We start from the raw sequence: 20,816 nt of genomic DNA, 5'->3' as shown, positions 1-20,816 counted from the left end.
GTTGTTCCTCCTTAAAGTTGTGCAATGCCCCATCCGTTGTATAGGTGAAGCTTCGCAGCCTTGTTACAAAAAACGATTGCGTATCCAGCGGCTATTAGCGAAGAAGAACAGCCTTGTAAGCGGACTTCCTCTCATTAGGCTCTTAGACACAGTGCGAACTTCCCGCTGTTCGCTAACTTTCGGATCTGATAAATAAAGTGCCAGCAACCCCTCAATCACCATACGATGCATAGATGACTCCGGCAGTTCACGTACATCCTTGCGGGCCCACTCAACCATGGAAGCGATCCGACTCAACATGGTATCCGTGTCTTCATAATAATTGCAGAAATTAAGATCACCGCCTGCTCGGTCCTCTTCCTGATCAATCAAATAATCCAGCATAATGTGCAATCCGCACACATGTGGAAAGTATGCAGCACGGATTGATTCCGAAGAAGACTTGCTTAGCTTCGGATCACATGCGGATAGAAAAAGCATGAATACGCCTAAAGTAGAGCCCGTCGCAGCCGCAAACTCGTTCCATTGCAGATGCGGAGCACGGCTACCTTGCTGCTCCCACCATTCCTTCAGGGCTGTTTCCCTGAGTTCCGGGCGGATATGCTTATATACCTGCAAATCTGTATACAGCACAGCCAAGTCACGAATCTCCGCTGCAGCAGCGGAATAACCTGGCAGCAGTGAGATCATCTCCTGGCATTTTCGAACCAGCCTATACAAGTATCCACCGTCATTTTGTTCATCACGAAGCGCATAATAATTCACAGGTTCAGCGTTTGGATCAATGGCATCCAGCATAGATTGATGCAGCAGCCTGAAATCTGCAGGATCAAGCGAAGTACTGCGATCACATAAGTTATCTAGATAATCACTGATAGTTTGATAAGCAACAATAAGCGGAATAAGTATATGTCTCATCGATAAATTGCCGGCGGCATAAATACCTCCACCTATGCAATGAAACTCTTTCGTCTCAATGCTGGCAAGTGCTTGCTTCCGGAGCTCGGGATCGGGAATCCCATTCGCATCTTGGCGCCAGAAGTGGAGACTTTCTCTCACTTCAGGCAGCACGTACTTATAGACCCTGTTCATAAGCCCGATAGGGCCACGCGGGCTAAGGTTACGGCGTTGCTCTAATTCACTCAATGATAGTGCCTCCACATTGTTGTCTCCTTATCCAAATCACCACTTATTATAATATGATCAGACGTATTTGTACAAACAACAAAATCACTTTCGTAAAATTATGAAAGATTCAGAAATAAAGCAATTCAAGAATAAAACACATAACCCTTCTTTGCTTTATGCTATACTAGGCATATTTCAATTTCAGAGGAGTGCACTTTCATGTTTTCAAAACGGACCGGAAGCCCTTACAGTGATCAAAATTGGCTTCGTTCCTTTCTATTTACGATTTATGGTACCAGCGTTCTTGTAGTATCCTACTTTCCATTATTCTACACACATCTGGGGTTTAGCAGTTCTCAGGTGGGTTACTTGTATTCCCTCGGACCCCTCATCTCCATCTTATCCAATCTCTTCTGGAGTATGATGAGCGATAAGCTGGGCACCATTCGAAAAATCATGTTTATTTTACTCGCGGGACAATTAGTAACCGGACTTCTATTAGCCAGAGCGACCGAATTTTCTTCCGTTATGCTTATTTTGTCCTTTTTCTACTTCTTCTATTACCCTGTTTTTCCGCTTGCTGATACAATGGCCATCAAAATTGCGGAGCGGCACGGACGAAACTTCATTACAATTCGTGTATTTGGCTCATTGGGCTATTCTTTCTTTGCTTTAACAGTCGGTTATGCGCTTAGAGCTTTAGGTGCTACCTGGAGTCTAACCTTATGTATTATTATCATAGTAATCGCGCTTCTAATTACAATTGGCCTTAAGGATGTCAAAAAACCTGTTCCAGAGCTTCCCGATCAGGAAGCAGTTACTACCAAACCTGTTAAGAAAGAGCACGGTCTTAAAGATATTCTTTTGCAAAAAGAGGTGCTGTGGTTCTTTGGCTGTGTCTTTGTACTCGCACTAGGCCATAGAATGAACGAAGCCTTTCTCACCATCAGTTTAAAGAACCTGGGTGCTGGCGAGGAAGTGATCGGCTGGGCACTACTTGCCTCAGCCCTAAGTGAAATACCTGTATTATTTATACTCGGCAGATACGGAGACAAATTTAAAGAACTGCCCTTACTAGCGTTAGCTAGCGTCATGTATGCTCTTCGTTTTCTACTGATGGCTCTCGCCGATCATCCAGGCTCGATTATCGCGATTCAAGCCTTGCATAGTCTGACATTCGGCGTCTTTTTTGTAACATCTGTCCGTTATATCACTCGGATTATTCCTGATCGACTTAGAGCTACCGGGCTTGCCATCTACACGGTTGTTTGGTCAAGTGCAGCTGGACTTCTAAGTGGTACATTTGGTGGAATGATCTATCAAGAAGCTGGACGCTTCACCTTTTATATGGTAGCGGTTGGCTTCAGCCTCCTTGCCTTGGTCGGTTTTTTAGGACAACATTTATTAGATATCTATCGAGGTTCGATACGTTACTCAGAGAAAACAAACAAAAAAGCCTCACTATAATAGAACACTTCTAAACACTCAAAATATAGAAAGGTCTTTGCTGTCCCTCACTTGGGAATGCAAAGACCTTTTCTATTTAAATTGATGAATAATAGACGTAAAAAAACACAGTTCCCGAAAGAACTGTGTTCTATAGTTTGGTAACCACTCTTGCAAGGGCTTGCCAAGTAAATTATATATTTATAGCAGACAGCTTAACTGTCTTTGCCGTTTCTTATAATTTTACTACGTTTTCAGCTTGCGGTCCACGATTACCATCAGTGATATCGAATTCTACTTCTTGACCTTCGTCCAAAGTTTTGAATCCTTCACCTTGAATTGCTGAGAAGTGTACGAATACATCTTCGCCGCCTTCTACTTGAAGAAAACCATAACCTTTTTCTGCGTTAAACCATTTTACTGTACCTTTCAATTGAACAACCTCCTAAAAATAACCGCCATATATGGCGTATAACTATATTATACTGCAATCTTCTACTCAAATCAATCTGTCTAGACCTTTAAATATGTGATTTAATTTGCTTTTCCCTTCTCCTGTGCGTTATCATTGAGCCAAAAGCCAAAAATCGCCAGGGTGGTAATGATAATGATCAAAAAACATGAAATATACAAAACAGACAAATGGAATATGATGACGGTAGAAGTTCAAGGACGTTATATCGTACTTCGCGAAATCTCCGATCAATGGGGAGAAGAAACACATACTTTCCTAAGTCGTCCAGCTATGATGCAGTGGGTGAACAACCGGTTCAACAAAGAATCTTATAAAGATAATGAAGAAGAGTACAAAAATATTATCGCAGCTTTCAAACAGGTATAACAGAATATGAATACAGAAAATATCGCGATTTATGTTGTCCTAGTCTTATGTCTAGGCGCAGTTCTGATTATGACCAAGGATCGTGTCCCGCCGCAATTTAAGCGGGGCATGGCCTTAACTGCTGTCATTATGATTCTGTTCGCCTTCATCTTTGTTATTTATAGCTTATTGGCATAACTTATACTTTCATATATTTTAAAGAAGACTAAACATTAATAATCAGGACTTAACAGGGCATAATAAGCCGACTCTACTTTCAAGAGGAGGACGTTATGCCTATTTCACCCAAGTCCATCCCTCTTCTACTTGTGCTCAGCTTGCTACCGGGTGATTTATCATCTACAGTATTGCCGAGGGAGATTATGCCTACTACATCTCATCATTCTAGGAGGGTTTCTATGGAACAATTATTGAAGAGAAGCGAAGTACCTGCTGAGAATCGTTGGAAGCTTGAGGATGTGTTTGCTTCTCAGAAGGATTGGGATGCAGAATATGCAGAAGCTAAATCCCTAATCAAAAAAGCTGCGGATTTTCAGGGTACACTAGATTCCGCGGATGCTCTAAAAAAATGTTTTGAGCTGGATGACAAACTGTCTATCCTAACTGAACGACTTTATGTGTATGCACATATGCGTCAAGATGAAGACACAGCTAATCCTGACTATCAAGCTTTGTCCTCCAAAGCGAAAAAGCTTGGTATTGAAGCAGGTGAAGCCTTATCTTTTGTAACCCCAGAAATTCTGGCGTTGCCTATCGAGAAGTTGGACCAGTTCATCGCCGATCCGAACCTTTCCGCTTATAAATTCACCTTAACTGAAATGAAACGCGAAAAAGCCCATGTGCTTTCTAAGGCCGAAGAAGCACTGCTAGCTCAGGTAGGAAATTTAGCTCAAGCGCCTCAGAATATTTTCAGTATGCTGAACAATGCGGATCTGAAATTCCCTAAGATCAAAGATGAGGATGGCAAAGAAGTTGAGCTGACTCATGGCAACTATATCAAGTTTCTCGAAAGTAGTGACCGTGAGGTTCGCCGCAATGCTTTTAAAGCAGTCTACGATACCTACCGGAAGCAGAAGAACACTATCGCAGCAACCCTTAGCGCCAATGTGAATAAAAATGTGTTCTACTCACGAATTCGCAAGTATCCTTCTGTAATGGAAATGTCACTCTATGGTGATAACATTCCGAAAGAGGTTTACACCAACTTGATAGATACGATACACGAAAGCCTTCCATTGATGCACCGTTATATGAAACTGCGTCAGAAGCTGCTGGGTGTCGATGAGCTACATATGTATGATCTGTTTGCCCCGCTTGTTGATGAATATAAATTAGATATCACCTATGAAGAAGCCAAAAAAATCACTAAAGAGGGTCTCAAACCGCTCGGTGAAGATTATCTGAATGTGCTGCAAAAAGGTTACGACAACGGATGGATCGATGTCTATGAGAACGAGAATAAACGGTCTGGGGCTTACAGCTGGGGACCATACGGTACGCATCCTTTCGTACTGTTGAACCATAATGATAATTTAAACAGTATGTTTACATTGGCGCATGAGATGGGCCATGCATTACACTCGTATTTTTCGGATAACGCTCTGAATTATCGGGATGCGCAATACACGATTTTCCTAGCAGAGGTTGCTTCTACTACTAACGAGGCGCTGCTAATGGATTATTTACTCAAAAAGTCTACAGATCCTAAAGAAAAAATGTATTTGCTCACCTACTATGCAGATCAGTTCCGGACAACGATCTTCCGGCAGACAATGTTCGCGGAGTTCGAGAAAATCATTCATCAGCGTGTGGAAGAAGGCGAATCGCTTACTCCACAAGATCTTTCGAGCATCTACTATGACCTGAATGTTAAATACTATGGTAAAGAAATGGTTGTAGATCAGGATATCGAGATGGAATGGGCGCGGATTCCGCATTTCTATAACAGCTTCTATGTTTATAAATACGCAACCGGCTTCTCAGCAGCGACTAGCTTTGCCAAACAAATTCTTGAAGAAGGCAAGCCTGCGGTAGATCGTTACCTCGGCTTCCTGAAGAGTGGCGGCAGTGACTACTCCATTAATATTCTGTCTAAAGCTGGTGTTGATATGTCTTCTCCTGAGCCGATTCGCGAAGCGATGAGTGTCTTCGAAGATGTTATCGCTCAAATGGAACAGTTGACCAAATAAGGCAGAGAGCTTAGTATTGCATTAATCCCTTGCCCAAATTGGGCAAGGGATTTTATTCTGTTATATCCCCTGAGGAGGAAGAATTCAATGAGAATTCAATGGTCTTTAATTGCAGGTCTAATCTTTGCGCTGCTAACAGCCATATTTGCAGTCATCAACGTGGATCCCGTTCAAGTCAATTTCGGTTTTGATGTAGTTAATATACCGCTGATCCTAGTTATTCTGGGCTGCGCGTTAATTGGTGGAATCATCGTGGGTTCTTACGGAATTTTCCGCCAGTACAAACTACAAAAACAAATTAAAAGCCTAACTGCAGAGCTAACCAAACTTCGTGATGCCGACACTTCTTTAGATTCTTTTAACACAGACAATGATGGCCTAACAGGAGGACTTAACTAATGATTACCATTCAACCAAACGAAGATTACATACTTTCAATCCTAAAAAAACTGCTTGATACACCGAGCCCCAGCGGCTTCACAGCACAAGTCATGAATCTTGTAGCAGAAGAAGCGGCAGCATTGAATGTACCACTAAGCTGGAATGAAAAAGGCGGCGTAATTCTAACCGTCCCGGGCCTTGATCCTTCCCGTACAATCGGCATCAGCGCTCACGTAGATACCCTTGGAGGCATGGTTCGCTCCATTACATCGAACGGTACTCTGCGACTGACCTCTGTTGGCGGCTTCACTATGCATAGCATCGAGAATGAATACTGCGTAATCCATACCCGCAGCGGCAGAACCTATACTGGAACCATTTTAACCAGCCACCCATCAGTTCACGTATATCCAGATGCTCGTGAATTCAAACGTTCAGAGGAAAACATGGAAGTACGGATCGATGAGCTTGTATCCACCAAAGAGGATGTACTCAAGCTTGGCATTTCCGTTGGTGACTTCATTTCCTTCGATGCACGTGCTGTGATTACGCCTAGCGGGTATATCAAATCCCGACATCTGGATGACAAAGCAAGCGTTGCTGCCCTTCTTGGCCTGCTGGAAAGTATGAAGCGCGAAGGCTGGAAGCCGCTCCATAACCTTTCCTTCCTCATCTCGAACTATGAAGAAGTAGGACACGGCACAGCTTGGATTCCTGGTGAGATTAATGAAATGATCGCAGTCGATATGGGCGCCATGGGCGACGATCTTAGCTGTAAAGAAACCGATGTGTCCATCTGTGCAAAAGATTCTTCCGGCCCTTACGATTACGTTATGACTGGCCGTTTGATTGAGCTGGCAGAAGCACTCGCGATTCCTTATGCCGTTGATATCTATCCAATGTACGGCTCCGACGCATCCGCTGCCCTTCGAGGTGGTAATAATATTCGTGCTGCACTGATCGGCCCAGGCGTGCATGCCTCCCACTCCATGGAACGTACCCATAAGCAAGCTGTAGTAAACACTGCTAAGCTTCTCGCTGCTTATGTGGGTACTAACTGAGTCTAGCACTGGCAAGATAAAGCAGCTCTGGCGACGTAGACAATGGCTGATTGTCTCACTCCTGCTGCTTTTGATAGCAGCAGCCATACTATCAATGTTCCTGTTATCCAGAAATCACAAGGAAGATCCCTTTGACGGTCTTCCTCACACGTACACTTATTTAGAGACCGTGAGTCCAGAAAATGTACAACTCTATATGATGTCACTTTCGCCAGAAGATGTTCAACTCAGAGCCGCTGGTGCCCCCCTACAGCAAGTGTTTGCATATGGGATTAATGGAGGCTTCTTCTATGGAGATGCACTTCTATCTATCGCTATCATGAATGATATCCCCACTAACGGGGTTAAAAAGGCATACGGTTCCGGCTGGTTTAACGCTAAATATGCACGCGGAACCCTAGTCTGGGATGGTGCCAGTCAGAGCTTATCCGTACAGGTTGTCTCTTCGGGAGAAGAGTTGAACGTTTCGGATCGCCAGCACTATTTTGCACAAGGTGGTGTTAGTATGAATCTGAAGCATGAGGATCTCTGGCAAGCTGCGATCGCCGAAGAACATCTTCCTTATGCTGATGAGAAACGAATGCGCTCAGGCATGTTGTATGACGATAATGGCAAGCTGTGGCTGATCGTTACACCAACGCTCTCGACGGCTGCAGAGTTCCGCTCAGCCATCCTACAGAGCGTTCCTGCTGAAGGCCTCGAAGGCATCTTCCTAGATGGAGACGGCTCCTCTCAGATGAATGCTGATGAGATCATCTTACCCGGCGACTCTCGTGCTGTAGTGCAAATGATCGCGGTGGACGGAACAAAATAAAAATATGGTTAGGCAGCCCCCGCCATAAAAAAACAGAGTAGGCATTCTCCAATAAACTGGAGAACCCTACTCTGTTTTTTTATTAGCATTCTCAGATTCAATCCCAGACTTGCTCTAGCTTATCTGAGTAATATGAAATGGCCTTACTATAACTTCTTATCCCTTCATCCGCTGAGGTTTCAGCCAGCAATTTAAGCAACATCCCCATAGCTAGACTATGCTCCCCGAGATTGTGCATGGTCATTGAAAGGAACACCGGAAATTCCTTATTCTCTGGGTACTCGTGAATGGCCTGCTCCAATATTGCTTTGGAATTCTCATATTCTCCGAGTGTCCGGAAGGTACTGCCCAGTCCCAATAGAGCGCCGACCCTCTGCTCCGAAGGTAAGCCTACTGCTAAGCTTTTCTCATAAAAGGGTACCGCTTCGCGTTCTAAACCAAGTACATCATGCGTCCATGCCAATTGATACAAAAGTTCTGCATCATTACTATTCTGCTCATATAGCTCTAACAGCCTCACTCTAGCTTCTTCAGCTTTACCTTCATTTCGCAGGGCTACAGCTTCTATAAGTTGATCCTCCAAACTGAGCCCTCCTTTATTGTCACACAAGGACAATCCGTTTTATGCCTTACCAGCGATTTTCTCTGCAAGCTCATTCAGATAGGTCCAGCGCTCCATTAGACGCTCCAGCTCGGCTTCGGCAAGCCGCTGCTCTTCCACTAGCTCCTGCAGTCTCCCAGAGTCAGCAAATGCTGCCTCCATCTCCGCACTAATATCCGTCAAGCGTTGCTCTGCAAGCTCGATTTGCTCGTCAATCCCCTCATATTCACGCTGTTCCTTAAAGCTGAATTTGAGTTTGGTCTTGGGAGCTGAGGATGCCGCAGTGTTATTGACTGTATCCGTAGGCTCTTTACGCTTTGCATTTCCGTCATCTTTATTTGATTCTGCATTGCGTGAAGAAACATTTTTGGCCAGCCATTCTTCATATTCCGTATAATCGCCAACATGAATCCGGATATCACCATTTTCAAAAGCGATCAGCTTATCTATAGTCCGATCCAGGAAATAACGGTCATGAGATACTGTAAAGACGACACCCGGGAATTCATCCAGATAGTCTTCTAAAACAGCCAACGTACCGATATCCAAGTCGTTCGTAGGCTCATCCAACAGCAATACGTTTGGTGCTCCCATCAAGACACGAAGTAGATACAGGCGTCTTTTTTCGCCACCTGACAGTTTGGAAATCGGCGTCCATTGCATCGCAGGAGGGAACAAGAAGCGTTCGAGCATTTGGCCTGCTGTAATGACGCTACCATCAGCTGTACGAATGACCTCCGCTTCTTCCTTCACATATTCAATGGCTCGCATGCTGTCGTCCATATCCTGATGTTCTTGCGTAAAGTAACCCAACTTAACCGTCGCGCCAAGCTGAACCTCTCCCTTATCCGGCTGCAGCTTACCTGCAATCAGATTCAGAAGTGTTGATTTACCACTGCCATTCGGGCCTACAATCCCTACCCGATCTTGTGGTACAGCAATATAGGTCAGATCTTTAATCAGCTGTCGACCATCCAGCGATTTCGACAGTTCATTGATTTCAATGATTTTACGACCCAATCGTGTCGAAGCCACAGAAATATCGAGCGAACCGTTCGAACTGCTTCCTGTACTTTCCTTCAGCTTCTCAAAACGGTCGATTCTTGCCTTTTGTTTCGTTGAACGTGCTTTAGCTCCACGACGAATCCAAGCAAGCTCCGTACGAAGCAGGTTCTTACGTTTTTGCTCTGCAGAGGCTTCACGCTCTTCACGGTCGGCTTTCAGCTCTAGAAAACGGGAATAGTTGGCCTCATAACGGTATAACTGCCCTCCGTCCAGCTCTAGCATGACACTTGCGACACGCTCCAGGAAGTAACGATCATGCGTTACCATTAAGAGGGCTCCGCGCCGTTTCTGTAAGTATTGCTCTAACCAAGCTACAGAGTCCGTATCAATATGGTTCGTAGGCTCATCCAAAATAAGAAGCTCAGATGGCGTAATCAGGGCAGCCGCAAGTGCTACACGTTTACGTTGACCACCAGACAGCGTATCCATTAGCGCATCGAACTTCACTATGCCCAGCTTAGTAAGCACGCTTTTAGCTTCACTCTCTAAATGCCAAGTACCTGCAGCATCGATAGCTTGCCCAATACGCACCAGTTTGCCTTCCAGTTCTGCATTGCCCGGCTCTTTTTCAAGGCGAGACATGGTCTCCATATACTCACGCATGGTAGCAAGATCTGGATCATCTCCGGCAAAGACCTGTTGCAGTACGGTGTTTGTCGGCTCATAAGGAGGGTTCTGTGCCAAATATTGTACTCGTACATTATTTCCAATCGCAATTTGCCCACCATCTGGGGTATCCAGACCGGCAATAATACGTAAAAATGTTGATTTACCCGTTCCATTCACACCGATCAAGCCAATTTTATCCCGATCATCCATACCAAATGAAGCATCACTAAAGAGTACTTTCTCTCCATAACTTTTGGAAAGATGTTCCACGGTCATAATATTCATGCTATTTCCTCGCTTGCCTTATATTTTCATAAAACCGGTAGCCGCTCTAGACTGCTATTCCACCGGTCTATCATCCTGACCTAAATTCAAGTAATCCATGGCCCCTTTAATAAAAAGACCCGCAGCGAAACCGGCGCGTTTATATGCATCCTCTTCCTTAAAAGACGGATCGAACAAAATATCCATCTTTAGTCGATCCAACATCCCTATGTAGGACTGCGCCATAAGCTCAGGCTCGGACGCTCCGCCCTCCAGCAATACCTTCACTACTGCCTGCATATATTCTTCCATGAAAAGCGTCATATACGCCACAAGCTCTGGGTTATTGTTAGGTGCGCGAAAAAAAAGCTTCGTGTGTCGTTTACGTTCAAAATAATAATAAAGATGATGTTTGGCTATAATCGACAGTTTACCCGCCAAAGTATCACTTGCCTTCAGCTTTTCCTGCAACTGCTGGAGGAATCCCTCACAATCCCGGCGCGTTACCGCCATGAACAATTCTTCCTTACTCTTGAAGTATAAATAAACGGTGCCCTTAGCAATCCCAGCCTGCTCCGCAATTTCCGACATCTTCGTTTCGTAAAATCCGCCTGAACCGAAGAGCTCGTATGCGGCATCCAGAATGGCCGTATGTTTATGATTGGACGTGCTGCTCATCGGTTCCTCCTTTAAATCATTATCCCTAGCAATAGGGCCATTGCCCCTCCGGCGATAGAGCTAACAGCATTGACTGCATCATTGCTCATCCACTTCCAGCCACGTGCATGTTCAACTTTCTTACCGCAGTGGTGTGTACTTTCCACTTCGCGGCCGCATACCGTGCAACGATTCATCTGCTGCACGGTTGCCCCTAGAATAGAATCCGTGAACGCACCCACAAGTCCTCCAGCGAGTCCAGCCAATGTAAGCAACAGGAAGGATTGATCCGGCATGCCGGATATCATCCGCAGCAGCCATGAGGAAGCACCAATAAGCGCGCCTCCTGCGGCTGCAGCTAGCGTACCCAGACTGGATACGCCACCCGAGGCACCTGCCGGAAGTATTTTACCTGTCAGCACAGACCGAGGCGGCTTTTTGCTGAGTGTACCAATCTCCGTAGCCCATGTATCGGAAGTTACCGTTGCCATAACACCGATAAATAAAAATTCCCAAAGATCCATCGGAACAATCGCATTTAGTAGAACGAAAACCATCCCAAGCCCACCATTAGCAAAGACCTGCCCAGCATCTCGGCGGCCTGTCTTGGCATAAGTCAGTTCAAGCTCTGCCTTATTGTCATGATGAAGCTTAGAAAGGAGGCTTGATGAGATGAAAAAAACCAACAATATTCCGAACCAAAAGGCATTTCCGGCACCAAAATAAATGGTTCCCATAGCTACCGCGGCAAGCATGCCGGAGAGGCTTAAGGATTGTTTCCTATAAGCCGCTCCCGCAACTAACAAAGCGCCAAGTGCGCCAATAATCCATAGCATAGATTCATCTCCAACAGATGTTTTTAGCCGATCAGGCAAGTCCCCATCAGCTTGTCACCCCAGTACAATTCAAACGAATCTCCAGATACGGTAGGGCCTACGCCTGCTGGTGTTCCCGTGAATATCACATCGTCTTTACCCAGCCCGTAACGCGCAGCGATAAAATCGACTATTTTTTGGAGCGAAAAGATCATGTTCTTGACATTGCCTCGCTGAACTTCAACACCATTTTTCAAAACCGTGAAATCCGTTCCCTCCAGCTCTTCCTTGTCAGGAAACGCAATGTATGGTGTGAGCGGAGCAGCGTTCTTAAAGCCTTTAGCCGGTGTCCAAGGCAGACCTTTCTTTTGCAGGTCATTATGCACATCACGCAGTGTGAAATCCAGTCCCAGGGCCATAACATCCACCAGATCCTCCACGCTCATCCCCGGTACATAATCACGGGCGATACGCAGCACAAGCTCTCCTTCATAATGAACCTGGCCTGAATCTTTTGGAAGCTGAATGACTGCCTTATCGAGGGAAACCGCCGCATGTGAGGGCTTCAAAAAAATGAGTGGCTCCACGGGGATATTATTCCCTAATTCCTCCGCATGTAGCTTGTAGTTCCGTCCAACACAATATAAATTATTAACAGCAGCGCACACAGACAATCAGCTCTCTTTCCCATCGAATTGGATTGTTTATACTTTTAGAAATGTATCGCCCCAGATATCCGGACGGTTTGTACAAATCATTATATCAGAATGCATGTCTGCTAAGCGACGCATCTCTTTCCCTTTGTTCACGGTCCAAGCCATTATCTTCACACCTTGCTCCGTCAAAAGCTTAGCCAATCTGGGATTCAGACGCGAAAAGCTGATCGATAGAAGAGAGCACTCCAGTTCATGCAGCCTTCGAGCGGGATTACCAAACCTTGAATCAAAGATTAGCCCTGTGCGGAAGCGGGGATCTATTTCCTTGATTTTTTTTAACACATCTGTGTCAAAAGAAGTCAAAATCACGTCCTCCCGCAACCCTTTAGAGGAAATAAGATCCGTCACCTTCTGCTCGATTCCAGGATACATATCACCTACTGTTTTCAGTTCAATATTGAGACGAAGTCTACCGGAGGCTAATGTGAGCACCTCTTCCAAAGACGGCACCCGCTCTCCCCGAAAGGAACGCCCTTTCCAGCTACCCGCGTCAAGACGCCGGATATGTTCCCAATCCATGTTCTTTACCTTACCATGTCCATTGGTTGTACGGTCAAGCGTAAAATCATGAATGACGACAGGTACTCCGTCCTTGGAGAGCTGGACATCCAATTCCATCCAGTGTACAAAAGGCATGGCAATGGCCATCCGGATCGCTGCTAATGTATTCTCCGGTGCTTTACCGGAAAACCCCCGATGGGCAACACACAAATTGTTCATCATAAGGACCTCCCAGGAACCCTATTTTGTAACTTGAGTGACTTTACCGTCACTGTCGATCTTAACTCGACCAGCAGATAAAGACTCTACTTTTTTAAGTAAAAGCTGTCCGTTCACCTGATTCATTGGCACGGGCTGAGCTAGCTCAGCAGTCATAGGCTTCAGCTGTAATGAACATTGTCCTTTTTTACTGCATTCCGCCTGAAAAACAGCAGTTTCCCAAGTGGCAGGTACCGTTGATCTCGTAAAAATAAAATTACCAGTGCTGTAGGCGATCCACTTACTTTTGTATGGCTCTACACCCTGCAATACATGTGGGTGACCGCCAATGACAAGATCAGCTCCCGCATCGACAAAGCTACGTCCTAGGGTCTGCTGAATATTATCGAACTGCTCTACCCGTTCCTTGCCCCAATGGACTACTACGACAACCAAATCAGCTTTTTGTTTAGCTGCAGCAATCGCTTTAAGTCCTTCTCTGCTATCATAAACTGAAGCAAGCCCCGGTTTATTCTTTCCTGCCATCCAATCCGATGCAGGAATCACACGTGTGAACCCCAATAAGGCGATCTTAATCCCTTTACGCTCAAAATATTGCGCCGAGAAAGCTTCTTTACTGTTGAGTCCAGCACCAACATAAGGAATGCCTCTTTCCGAGAGATGACTAAGCGTGTCTCGCAGACCTTCCTCCCCTTGATCAAGCGTATGATTGTTCGCCATATTTACTGCATCCACTCCGGCTGCCTTAAGAGCATCTAACGCCTTCGGTGAGCCTTTGAATACAAACTGCTTATTAGCGGCGCCAACCCCACCCGTGGTCACAGGAGTCTCCAGATTCACGACCGTAAGGTCATCCTTCTTGAACATTCCATTTAACGCGGCATACGAATAGTCGTAGCCTTTCTTCTCAAGCAATTCCCCGGCTTTGCCCGAAAAAATAACATCTCCGCCAAAATTCAAGGTCACTGTATTGCCAGAAGCCTGGTCATCTGATGGAAGTCCAGACACAGAACCACCATCTGCGACTTGGGAGCTGCTTTCATCTGGCGAAGGGGTCGAAGTAGCTTCCGGCGCCTGTGTTTCAATATTCTCTTCCTTCTCAGGCTTCGGTGTAGGTGTGGCCTCAGGCGCTACCGTAGGAGAAGGGACGGGAGACTCCGTGACTTCAGGCGTTGGCGTTGTAGTTACAATAGGTGCTGTCTCCTGAGCAGTAATATCGGGTGTAGGTGAGGCTGTGACTTGCGCCACCGGAGGCGGCTCAGAACTCCCCTTAAATTTGTCTTCCATAAAACTATAGCTGAGCGCCACAGTAATCATCAAAAGAAGACCTGCATTGATCCAAATCCAGGCCGTTCTGCGCTTACGTTTGCTCTTATGTTTGTTCTTCTGTCTAGAACGCGATCGCGGCGGATACATTTTTTCTATGATCTCCTCTACTCTCAAATTGGTTCTATTATAGCATATCTAGCACCTGACCCTCCAAATAAGAGAGTCCGCCAAGTATAAACACTCTCACCGTCCTTATAAGGACGGTAAGTATTTAAACGAGAAATATAAGACATAAAAAATAGCGTAAAACTTATACTTCCTTATATTTTTAAAATCGGATATTCTTCTATTAAACAAAAACGGTGAAGCAAAATAATTTTCGCTTCACCGTTCATTATATAATTCTAACTCTCCTGTAAATGAACATTAATTCGATATACGCTTTGCAGCGCTTTGTGCTGTAAGCTTGGCCTGCTTGACGCAATCGGGCATTGCCACTCCATCATATCCAGCTCCAAAGACATATAGCCCAGGAAGTGTGGTCTCAAGCTCCCTAAGGAATTTAGAAAGATTGTCAAGATGTCCAACAGGATACTGTGGCATCGAATGTTCCGAACGAGTAATTTCTGTGAATATAGGTTTCGCTGTAATGCCCATGATCTCTCGTAAATCCTTACTCACTAGCTCCGTAAGAGCCTCATCTGGAAGTTGAACATTCTGCTCATCTCCGGAACGGCCTACATGACAGCGCATAAGTACTTTATCATCTGGACTCGTATGCGGCCACTTCGTTGACGTCCATGTACAGGCAGTAATATTGCGCCCTTCCTTACGTGGCACAAGAAAACCTGCTCCAGCATCATCAATTTCGATATCCTTCTTGTCGAAGGCCATGACTAAGTTCGCAACCGATACATAATTTACCGCATCGAGTGCTGAAACATCCACATGTGGACGCAAAAGTTCGGCAGCAAAAGAATTTGGTGTGGTGATATATATTTCATCCGCAAGTAGCCGTTCGCCACTTTCCAGTTCTAGCTCATAACGAGAAGCATTAGTTCCTGTAGCATGTATAGAGACCACCGCAGCTTCAGTTCGCTGTTCTACATCATGCAGTTCATGAATCAAGCCATGCACGAGACTTTGTAGTCCTTTTCGAAATGTCAGAAAAGTGCTGTTCTTTGTGCTCGTATTTGTCTTGGAGGAATTCTGTTCTTTTATGATTCCACGAATAAGACCACCATACTGCCGCTCTACTTCTCCAAATTGCGGAAAGGTAGCCTGTAGGCTGACTTTGCGTAAATCCCCAGCATACATACCGGCTAATAGCGGTTCGGTCAAATTCTCCATCACTTCAGTACCTAAACGTCGCTCAATCAGCTGTCCGAGGGATTCATCGTCATTACTCCGCTTAGGAGGAAGGATCAAGTCCATCAGCGCGCGTATTTTGCCACCGAATGAAACCAGAGCACTTGATAGAAATGGCTTTAGTTCAGTAGGAATTCCAAGCACAAGACCGGAAGGCATAGGATGAAGCTTGTCACGCTGTAGTATATAGGTCTTCTCTGCCTTTGGATTTGTGTTCACCAGCTCGTGATCTAGCTCTAATTCCTTAGCCAATTCAATCATCTCTGTTTTGCTAGCTAAAAAAGAATCCGGACCTTTCTCAATCACAAATCCATCCCGGTGCAATGTTTCGATCTTCCCACCAAGAGTCTTGTCTTTCTCTAGCAGTACAATATCAGGTTTCATGCCAGCTTCTTTGTAAAACTTACGAATGTAAAAGGCGGCGCTGAGTCCACTCAGCCCACCGCCTATGATAACAATTCGCCTAGAGGGACCAGTCATGACTGACCGGCCGACATTTGATTCAGTCTTGTACGAACAACATCGCTCAATACGGACATGTACGCAGGATCGCTGTTTAATGATTCAATCCGCATAAGACGCATATCCAGCTCTGAAGCTACGGCTGTTGCCTCGATATCAAGGTCATACAGCACTTCTAAATGATCGGATACGAACCCGATCGGTGCCACTAGAACATACTCTACCTGTTCCTTGCTAAGTTGCTGAAGTGTATCCAGAATATCTGGTCCAAGCCATGGTTCAGCTGTCCGTCCTGCGCTTTGCCACGTAAACTGCCAATTGGTTATCCCCGCTTGATCTGCAATAGCCTTTGAGGTCTCCAATAGTTGATCTTTATAAGGATCGCCCATAGCTAGAATACGCTCTGGAAGACTATGCGCGCTAAATAATACCCTTATCTCATCGCGAGTAGCGCCTGCTTCGATATATTGATCTATTTTCGCAGTTACTCTCCGGCTTAGAACATCGATCAATACTGGGTGCATATGGTAGCTCTCCACAAAACCCATGTTGATTTTACATGCATCAGCCTTTTCCTGAGCACGTTTGATATAGCCACCCACGCTCATGCTTGAATAGTGAGGGGCAAGCACAACACCAACCGCTTGGGTAATGCCGTCCTTCGCCATAGCCTCGACGCCGTCCTCAATAAACGGATAGGCATGCTTCAAACCCTGATAGCAGACAAATTCAACATCCGCCCCAGCTTTATCCGCGTTTAGTGCTGCCTGTAATGCAGCTACTTGACGGTCTGTGTTCTCCCGCAGCGGGAATACACCCCCGACGATCGCTTCATAGCGATCTGTTAATTCTTTAAGCTGCTCCGCTGTCGGCGGATTACCTCGCCGAATATGAGTGTAATATGCTTCAACGTCTTCTAAGCTTTTAGGAGTGCCATACGACATGACGAGAACACCTATTTTTGCTGTCACGGATTCCATCCCCTTATAGATTTAATAGGCTATTTTTAAGAACGCAGTTTGGCTGATTCTTTTAATACTTCCTGTGAATATTCGTGAATATATTCCGTTAATTCTCTAAGCTTCTCTAAAGAAGCCTCCGGGAATAAGCCATGACCCAGATTGAAGATATATCCCGGCTCTTGTACCCCTTCATCAATTAACGCTTTCGCGTGCTCCTTCAAGACGTCCATCGGCGCTGTAAGTAAATACGGATCCAGGTTGCCTTGAATCGCAAATTTCCCACCGGTTCTGCGTCGACCTTCGGACAAGCTCACACGCCAGTCCACCCCGATTACATCCGCTTGAAGCTTCGTAAGACTCGGTAGCAATTCGCCAGAGCTTACGCCAGGAAAGTATATTTTCGGTACATCAAGATCAGATAATTCGGAAAAAATACGAGAAACCGTCGGTAACACATATTTTTCAAAATCGCGTGGCGCAAGGGCACCGACCCAGCTGTCGAACAATTGAAACGCTTTTCCACCACTACGCACGTGACTGCGGAGGTAAGCGATAATCATATCGCCGAGCTTATCCATCAGCATTTCCCAGACACGGGGTTCACTGTACATTAGCTCTTTAGTCCGAATATATCCTTTGGAAGGTCTGCCTTCGATCAGATAGCTGGCAATTGTAAACGGTGCGCCTGCGAAAGTAATCAAGGGCACGTCTAGCTCCTTATCCAGAATAGCAATCGTCTCCAAAATATGTCCGAGATCGCCTTCAACATCAATAGGCTTCAGTCTCTCGACATCTGCTGCAGAGCGAATCGGATTCTCGATCACAGGGCCAATATCTTTGACGATATCAAATTTCACACCGATAGAAGCGACCGGATTCATAATGTCTGAATACAAAATGGCCGCGTCCACACCTAGCTTGCGCACAGGCATCAAGGTTACTTCAGCCGCCAACTCAGGCTGTTTGCAGATTTCAAGCAATGAGTACTTTTCCTTGATTTTACGGTACTCGGGATCATAACGGCCGGCCTGCCGCATGTACCATACGGGAACGTGCTCCGTTTCCTGCTTTCTGCAGGCGCGGATAAAAGTGTCGTTGTAGGTCATGATAAGATCTCCATTATATTTTATAAGATTTTTTAAAATAAACGCTTACCGTCCTAATAAGGACGCCGATGGCGTTTATGCTTGATCGGCATACTTACTATTATGCCCTTTTTAAAAGGTTGTAACAAGCAAAACGAAGATCGTGGAATGACAATCCTATGACATTACTATGACATGTATTGCACTTTTGAAGCTAAAAAAATGATATACTGATAAAATGTCTATTTTTCTGTGAATCATGTATTTTCTGAAATTCTTTGAAAGGAAGTGAAAGCACTTTGAAGAAATGGGAGACATGGAAGGTCAACCTCTTAGTGCTTTGGTTCGGACAATTCTTGGTAAATGCCGGAATGACGATGATCACACCGTTCCTGACCTTGTATCTTGCTAAGGATCTTGGAGTTCAGGGTGAGCATGAAATTGGAATTTGGGCGGGCCTTATTTTTGCCGCAAACTTTTTAACTTCTTTCATTTTCCAGCCACTATGGGGAAAACTTGCTGACAAATATGGACGTAAAATCATGCTCCTGCGCTCCAGCTTTGGCATGGCTATCGTTATGGTATTGATGGGCTTCGCACAATCCCCTATGCAGCTGCTCTTACTGCGACTGCTAAACGGTACAATCTCCGGCTTCAATCCCGCTTCCATCGCACTCGTATCGGGTACTACTCCGAAAGCACGTATGGGATTTTCGATGGGGCTGATGCAGTCGGGTTCTGTTGCTGGTACCATCCTTGGACCACTTATTGGTGGTTTTCTTGCTGATTTAATCGGATTTCGTCCGATCTTTTATGTCGTTGGCGCCTTGCTCTTCATCGCCTCTCTACTGGCACTGTTTCTCGTTAAAGAGAAATTCGATCGTGCAGAAGCGGCACAAGAGCCACAGGTGTCAGTAATGGAGGGCTTGAAGGAATTGATCAAGATCCCTCAGCTCCCGGCGCTGTTTGGTGTAACCTTTTTGCTGCAATTTGCAATGATCAGCCCCATGGCCTTGCTGCCACTGTATGTTGAAAAGTTAAATGGGCCTGCTGAGAATATAGCCTTTTTAGCCGGAATGGTCAGCGCAGTTACAGGGATCTCCAACATGCTGGCTTCCCCCTTGCTCGGCAAGCTGAGTGATAAAGTCGGCGCACACCGCATTCTGACCTACGCGTTAATCGGGGCTTCGCTATTCCTGATTCCGCAAGCTTTCGTTACTAGCGTGTGGCAGCTAATCATTGTCCGTTTTCTCATGGGGATTTTTATGGGCGGCCTTTTGCCCAGCGTTAATGCGCTTATCCGGTCTTATACCCCTGACGGGAAAGAAAGCCGCGCATTCGGCTTCAACGGCAGCACATTGTCACTTGGCAATATGCTGGGAGCTATCATAGGCGGCTTTCTATCTGGTTATATTGGTATTGAGGGACTGTTTATCATCTCCGGAAGCTTGTTGCTGTTAAACACCGTATGGGTCCGGGTTAAGCTATACAAAGCTACTCCACCACGGCTATTTCGCTAATTTTCTGCTATTTCACCATTGCCAACGCCAGTCCATCATAGGCTGGCAGACAAGTGCTGATCAGACGTTCATCGGTAGCGATCATTTCGTTGAAATGCCGTACTGCAAGAATGGCAGGCCCATTTCGATCTGTATTTAGCGTCCGTCCGCGGAGAAAAATATTATCACCAGCAATAATCGCACCTGGGTTAGCCAACTTAATGGCATATTCTAAGTAATTAGAGTAGTTAATCTTATCTGCGTCAATGAAAAAGAAATCGAACTTAGCGCCCTCTGCTTCCAGAGCCTTCAGACTGTCCATAGCAGGGCCGATTCTATACTCCGTAGAATCTCCGAATCCGGCCAGTTCTAAATTACGGCGAGCAAGTTCAGCATAATCGGCCCTTAGCTCTAGTGAGGTCAGCCGGCCACCCGCTGCGAAACCACGGGATAAGCAAATCCCGCTGTAGCCGCCAAGTGCGCCAATCTCCAAAATACGCTTCGAGCGGGACAATCTAACAAGCATGGTGAGCAGTCTTCCGTATCCCGGCTCGACAGACACCTCCGGCATACCCGCTTGGACGATAGCTTCTTTTACCTGAAGCAGGATTTCGTCCTCGGTATAAAGTTGTTCACTGTACTCTTCTTGTGTAAGCATAAAGATTCTCCTTTGATGATCCCCCGTTTTCTCGATTTAAGGGATGACGGGGAAAATTTTATGGTTTATGGAATGCCGGGCATTGTGAAGTGTCCCACATTCCCATATACTTGTATGGATGCTTTTGCGAGAAACGCTTATCGTCTTTAAAGGACGACAATGTCGTTTCTTCTTATTGTACTGGCTTTTTGTATTTATCTACAAGT

Annotated in this window: 21 protein-coding genes; 8 read left to right on the top strand and 13 right to left on the bottom strand. The window is 45.5% G+C overall.

Annotated features, from left to right (window positions below; translation table 11 throughout):
* Positions 1-63 precede the first annotated feature (63 nt).
* Entirely contained in the window at positions 64-1,146 is a 1,083-nt protein-coding gene (locus ACDZ28_RS19430; protein ID WP_341111887.1) for a tetraprenyl-beta-curcumene synthase family protein, read from the bottom strand.
* 201 nt (positions 1,147-1,347) lie between these two features.
* Here ACDZ28_RS19430 and ACDZ28_RS19425 point away from each other — a divergent pair, with 201 nt between their 5' ends.
* Positions 1,348-2,595: an MFS transporter gene (locus ACDZ28_RS19425; protein WP_341111886.1), complete on the top strand. Its 1,248-nt coding sequence runs from the start codon at positions 1,348-1,350 to the stop codon at positions 2,593-2,595.
* A 214-nt stretch (positions 2,596-2,809) separates the two neighbouring features.
* Here ACDZ28_RS19425 and ACDZ28_RS19420 read toward each other — a convergent pair whose 3' ends face one another.
* Positions 2,810-3,007, bottom strand: coding sequence for a cold shock domain-containing protein (locus tag ACDZ28_RS19420; protein ID WP_042126303.1), 198 nt, complete (start codon positions 3,005-3,007; stop codon positions 2,810-2,812).
* Between the two features lie 174 nt (positions 3,008-3,181).
* Between ACDZ28_RS19420 and ACDZ28_RS19415 the strand changes: the two genes are divergently transcribed.
* The 6 genes from ACDZ28_RS19415 (at position 3,182) to ACDZ28_RS19390 (ending at position 7,860) form a co-directional block, all read left to right on the top strand.
* Positions 3,182-3,415, top strand: a complete 234-nt coding sequence (locus tag ACDZ28_RS19415) for a hypothetical protein (RefSeq protein WP_036689271.1) — start codon at positions 3,182-3,184, stop codon at positions 3,413-3,415.
* 6 nt (positions 3,416-3,421) lie between these two features.
* The gene (locus ACDZ28_RS19410; RefSeq protein WP_167348490.1) at positions 3,422-3,592 is read left to right on the top strand and encodes a hypothetical protein; all 171 of its coding nucleotides are present in this window, start codon (positions 3,422-3,424) and stop codon (positions 3,590-3,592) included.
* Positions 3,593-3,813: 221 nt separating this feature from the next.
* Positions 3,814-5,604 (top strand): oligoendopeptidase F, encoded by a 1,791-nt coding sequence (gene pepF, locus ACDZ28_RS19405; RefSeq protein WP_076119719.1) that lies wholly within the window; start codon positions 3,814-3,816, stop codon positions 5,602-5,604.
* Between the two features lie 87 nt (positions 5,605-5,691).
* A complete protein-coding gene (locus ACDZ28_RS19400) occupies positions 5,692-6,003 on the top strand; it encodes a lipopolysaccharide assembly LapA domain-containing protein (protein WP_042126298.1) in 312 nt (103 codons plus the stop codon).
* A 2-nt stretch (positions 6,004-6,005) separates the two neighbouring features.
* Positions 6,006-7,046 (top strand): M42 family metallopeptidase, encoded by a 1,041-nt coding sequence (locus ACDZ28_RS19395; RefSeq protein ID WP_076119727.1) that lies wholly within the window; start codon positions 6,006-6,008, stop codon positions 7,044-7,046.
* The gene (locus tag ACDZ28_RS19390) at positions 7,030-7,860 is read left to right on the top strand and encodes a hypothetical protein (RefSeq protein ID WP_341111885.1); all 831 of its coding nucleotides are present in this window, start codon (positions 7,030-7,032) and stop codon (positions 7,858-7,860) included. The genes ACDZ28_RS19395 and ACDZ28_RS19390 overlap by 17 nt, the downstream gene beginning before the upstream one ends.
* A 97-nt stretch (positions 7,861-7,957) precedes the next feature.
* Here ACDZ28_RS19390 and ACDZ28_RS19385 read toward each other — a convergent pair whose 3' ends face one another.
* The 10 genes from ACDZ28_RS19385 to hemE form a co-directional block, all read right to left on the bottom strand.
* On the bottom strand, positions 7,958-8,443 hold the full coding sequence (locus ACDZ28_RS19385; RefSeq protein WP_341111884.1) for a tetratricopeptide repeat protein: 486 nt from the start codon (positions 8,441-8,443) through the stop codon (positions 7,958-7,960).
* Between the two features lie 39 nt (positions 8,444-8,482).
* Complete coding sequence (locus tag ACDZ28_RS19380; RefSeq protein ID WP_042126291.1) at positions 8,483-10,420, bottom strand: ABC-F family ATP-binding cassette domain-containing protein; 1,938 nt, start codon at positions 10,418-10,420, stop codon at positions 8,483-8,485.
* 54 nt (positions 10,421-10,474) lie between these two features.
* A complete protein-coding gene (locus tag ACDZ28_RS19375) occupies positions 10,475-11,077 on the bottom strand; it encodes a TetR/AcrR family transcriptional regulator (protein WP_042126289.1) in 603 nt (200 codons plus the stop codon).
* 11 nt (positions 11,078-11,088) lie between these two features.
* The gene (locus tag ACDZ28_RS19370) at positions 11,089-11,892 is read right to left on the bottom strand and encodes a DUF92 domain-containing protein (RefSeq protein WP_076121861.1); all 804 of its coding nucleotides are present in this window, start codon (positions 11,890-11,892) and stop codon (positions 11,089-11,091) included.
* Between the two features lie 23 nt (positions 11,893-11,915).
* Complete coding sequence (locus tag ACDZ28_RS19365) at positions 11,916-12,539, bottom strand: fumarylacetoacetate hydrolase family protein (RefSeq protein ID WP_042126285.1); 624 nt, start codon at positions 12,537-12,539, stop codon at positions 11,916-11,918.
* Positions 12,540-12,575: 36 nt separating this feature from the next.
* On the bottom strand, positions 12,576-13,307 hold the full coding sequence (locus ACDZ28_RS19360) for a glycerophosphodiester phosphodiesterase family protein (RefSeq protein WP_076121858.1): 732 nt from the start codon (positions 13,305-13,307) through the stop codon (positions 12,576-12,578).
* A 21-nt stretch (positions 13,308-13,328) separates the two neighbouring features.
* The gene (locus ACDZ28_RS19355; protein ID WP_375102545.1) at positions 13,329-14,723 is read right to left on the bottom strand and encodes a CapA family protein; all 1,395 of its coding nucleotides are present in this window, start codon (positions 14,721-14,723) and stop codon (positions 13,329-13,331) included.
* A 279-nt stretch (positions 14,724-15,002) separates the two neighbouring features.
* Positions 15,003-16,424: a protoporphyrinogen oxidase gene (hemG, locus tag ACDZ28_RS19350; RefSeq protein ID WP_375102544.1), complete on the bottom strand. Its 1,422-nt coding sequence runs from the start codon at positions 16,422-16,424 to the stop codon at positions 15,003-15,005.
* A complete protein-coding gene (gene hemH, locus ACDZ28_RS19345) occupies positions 16,421-17,377 on the bottom strand; it encodes a ferrochelatase (RefSeq protein ID WP_139328657.1) in 957 nt (318 codons plus the stop codon). Before hemH ends, hemG begins: the two co-directional genes overlap by 4 nt.
* 35 nt (positions 17,378-17,412) lie before the next feature.
* Positions 17,413-18,474, bottom strand: a complete 1,062-nt coding sequence (gene hemE / locus ACDZ28_RS19340; RefSeq protein ID WP_042126274.1) for a uroporphyrinogen decarboxylase — start codon at positions 18,472-18,474, stop codon at positions 17,413-17,415.
* 278 nt (positions 18,475-18,752) lie between these two features.
* Between hemE and ACDZ28_RS19335 the strand changes: the two genes are divergently transcribed.
* Positions 18,753-19,973 carry an MFS transporter gene (locus ACDZ28_RS19335; RefSeq protein WP_042126273.1) on the top strand — a complete coding sequence of 407 codons (1,221 nt, stop codon included), beginning with the start codon at positions 18,753-18,755 and terminating at the stop codon, positions 19,971-19,973.
* Between the two features lie 7 nt (positions 19,974-19,980).
* Here the strand turns inward: ACDZ28_RS19335 and ACDZ28_RS19330 are convergent, their stop codons facing one another.
* Positions 19,981-20,610, bottom strand: coding sequence for an O-methyltransferase (locus tag ACDZ28_RS19330; RefSeq protein WP_042126271.1), 630 nt, complete (start codon positions 20,608-20,610; stop codon positions 19,981-19,983).
* Positions 20,611-20,816 lie beyond the last annotated feature (206 nt).

It is taken from the genome of Paenibacillus sp. RS8 (genome assembly GCF_041956825.1).
Taxonomy (GTDB): domain Bacteria; phylum Bacillota; class Bacilli; order Paenibacillales; family Paenibacillaceae; genus Paenibacillus_AQ.
Note: the sequence above shows the minus strand (reverse complement) of the source record. Positions and strands in the feature narration are given on the sequence as shown.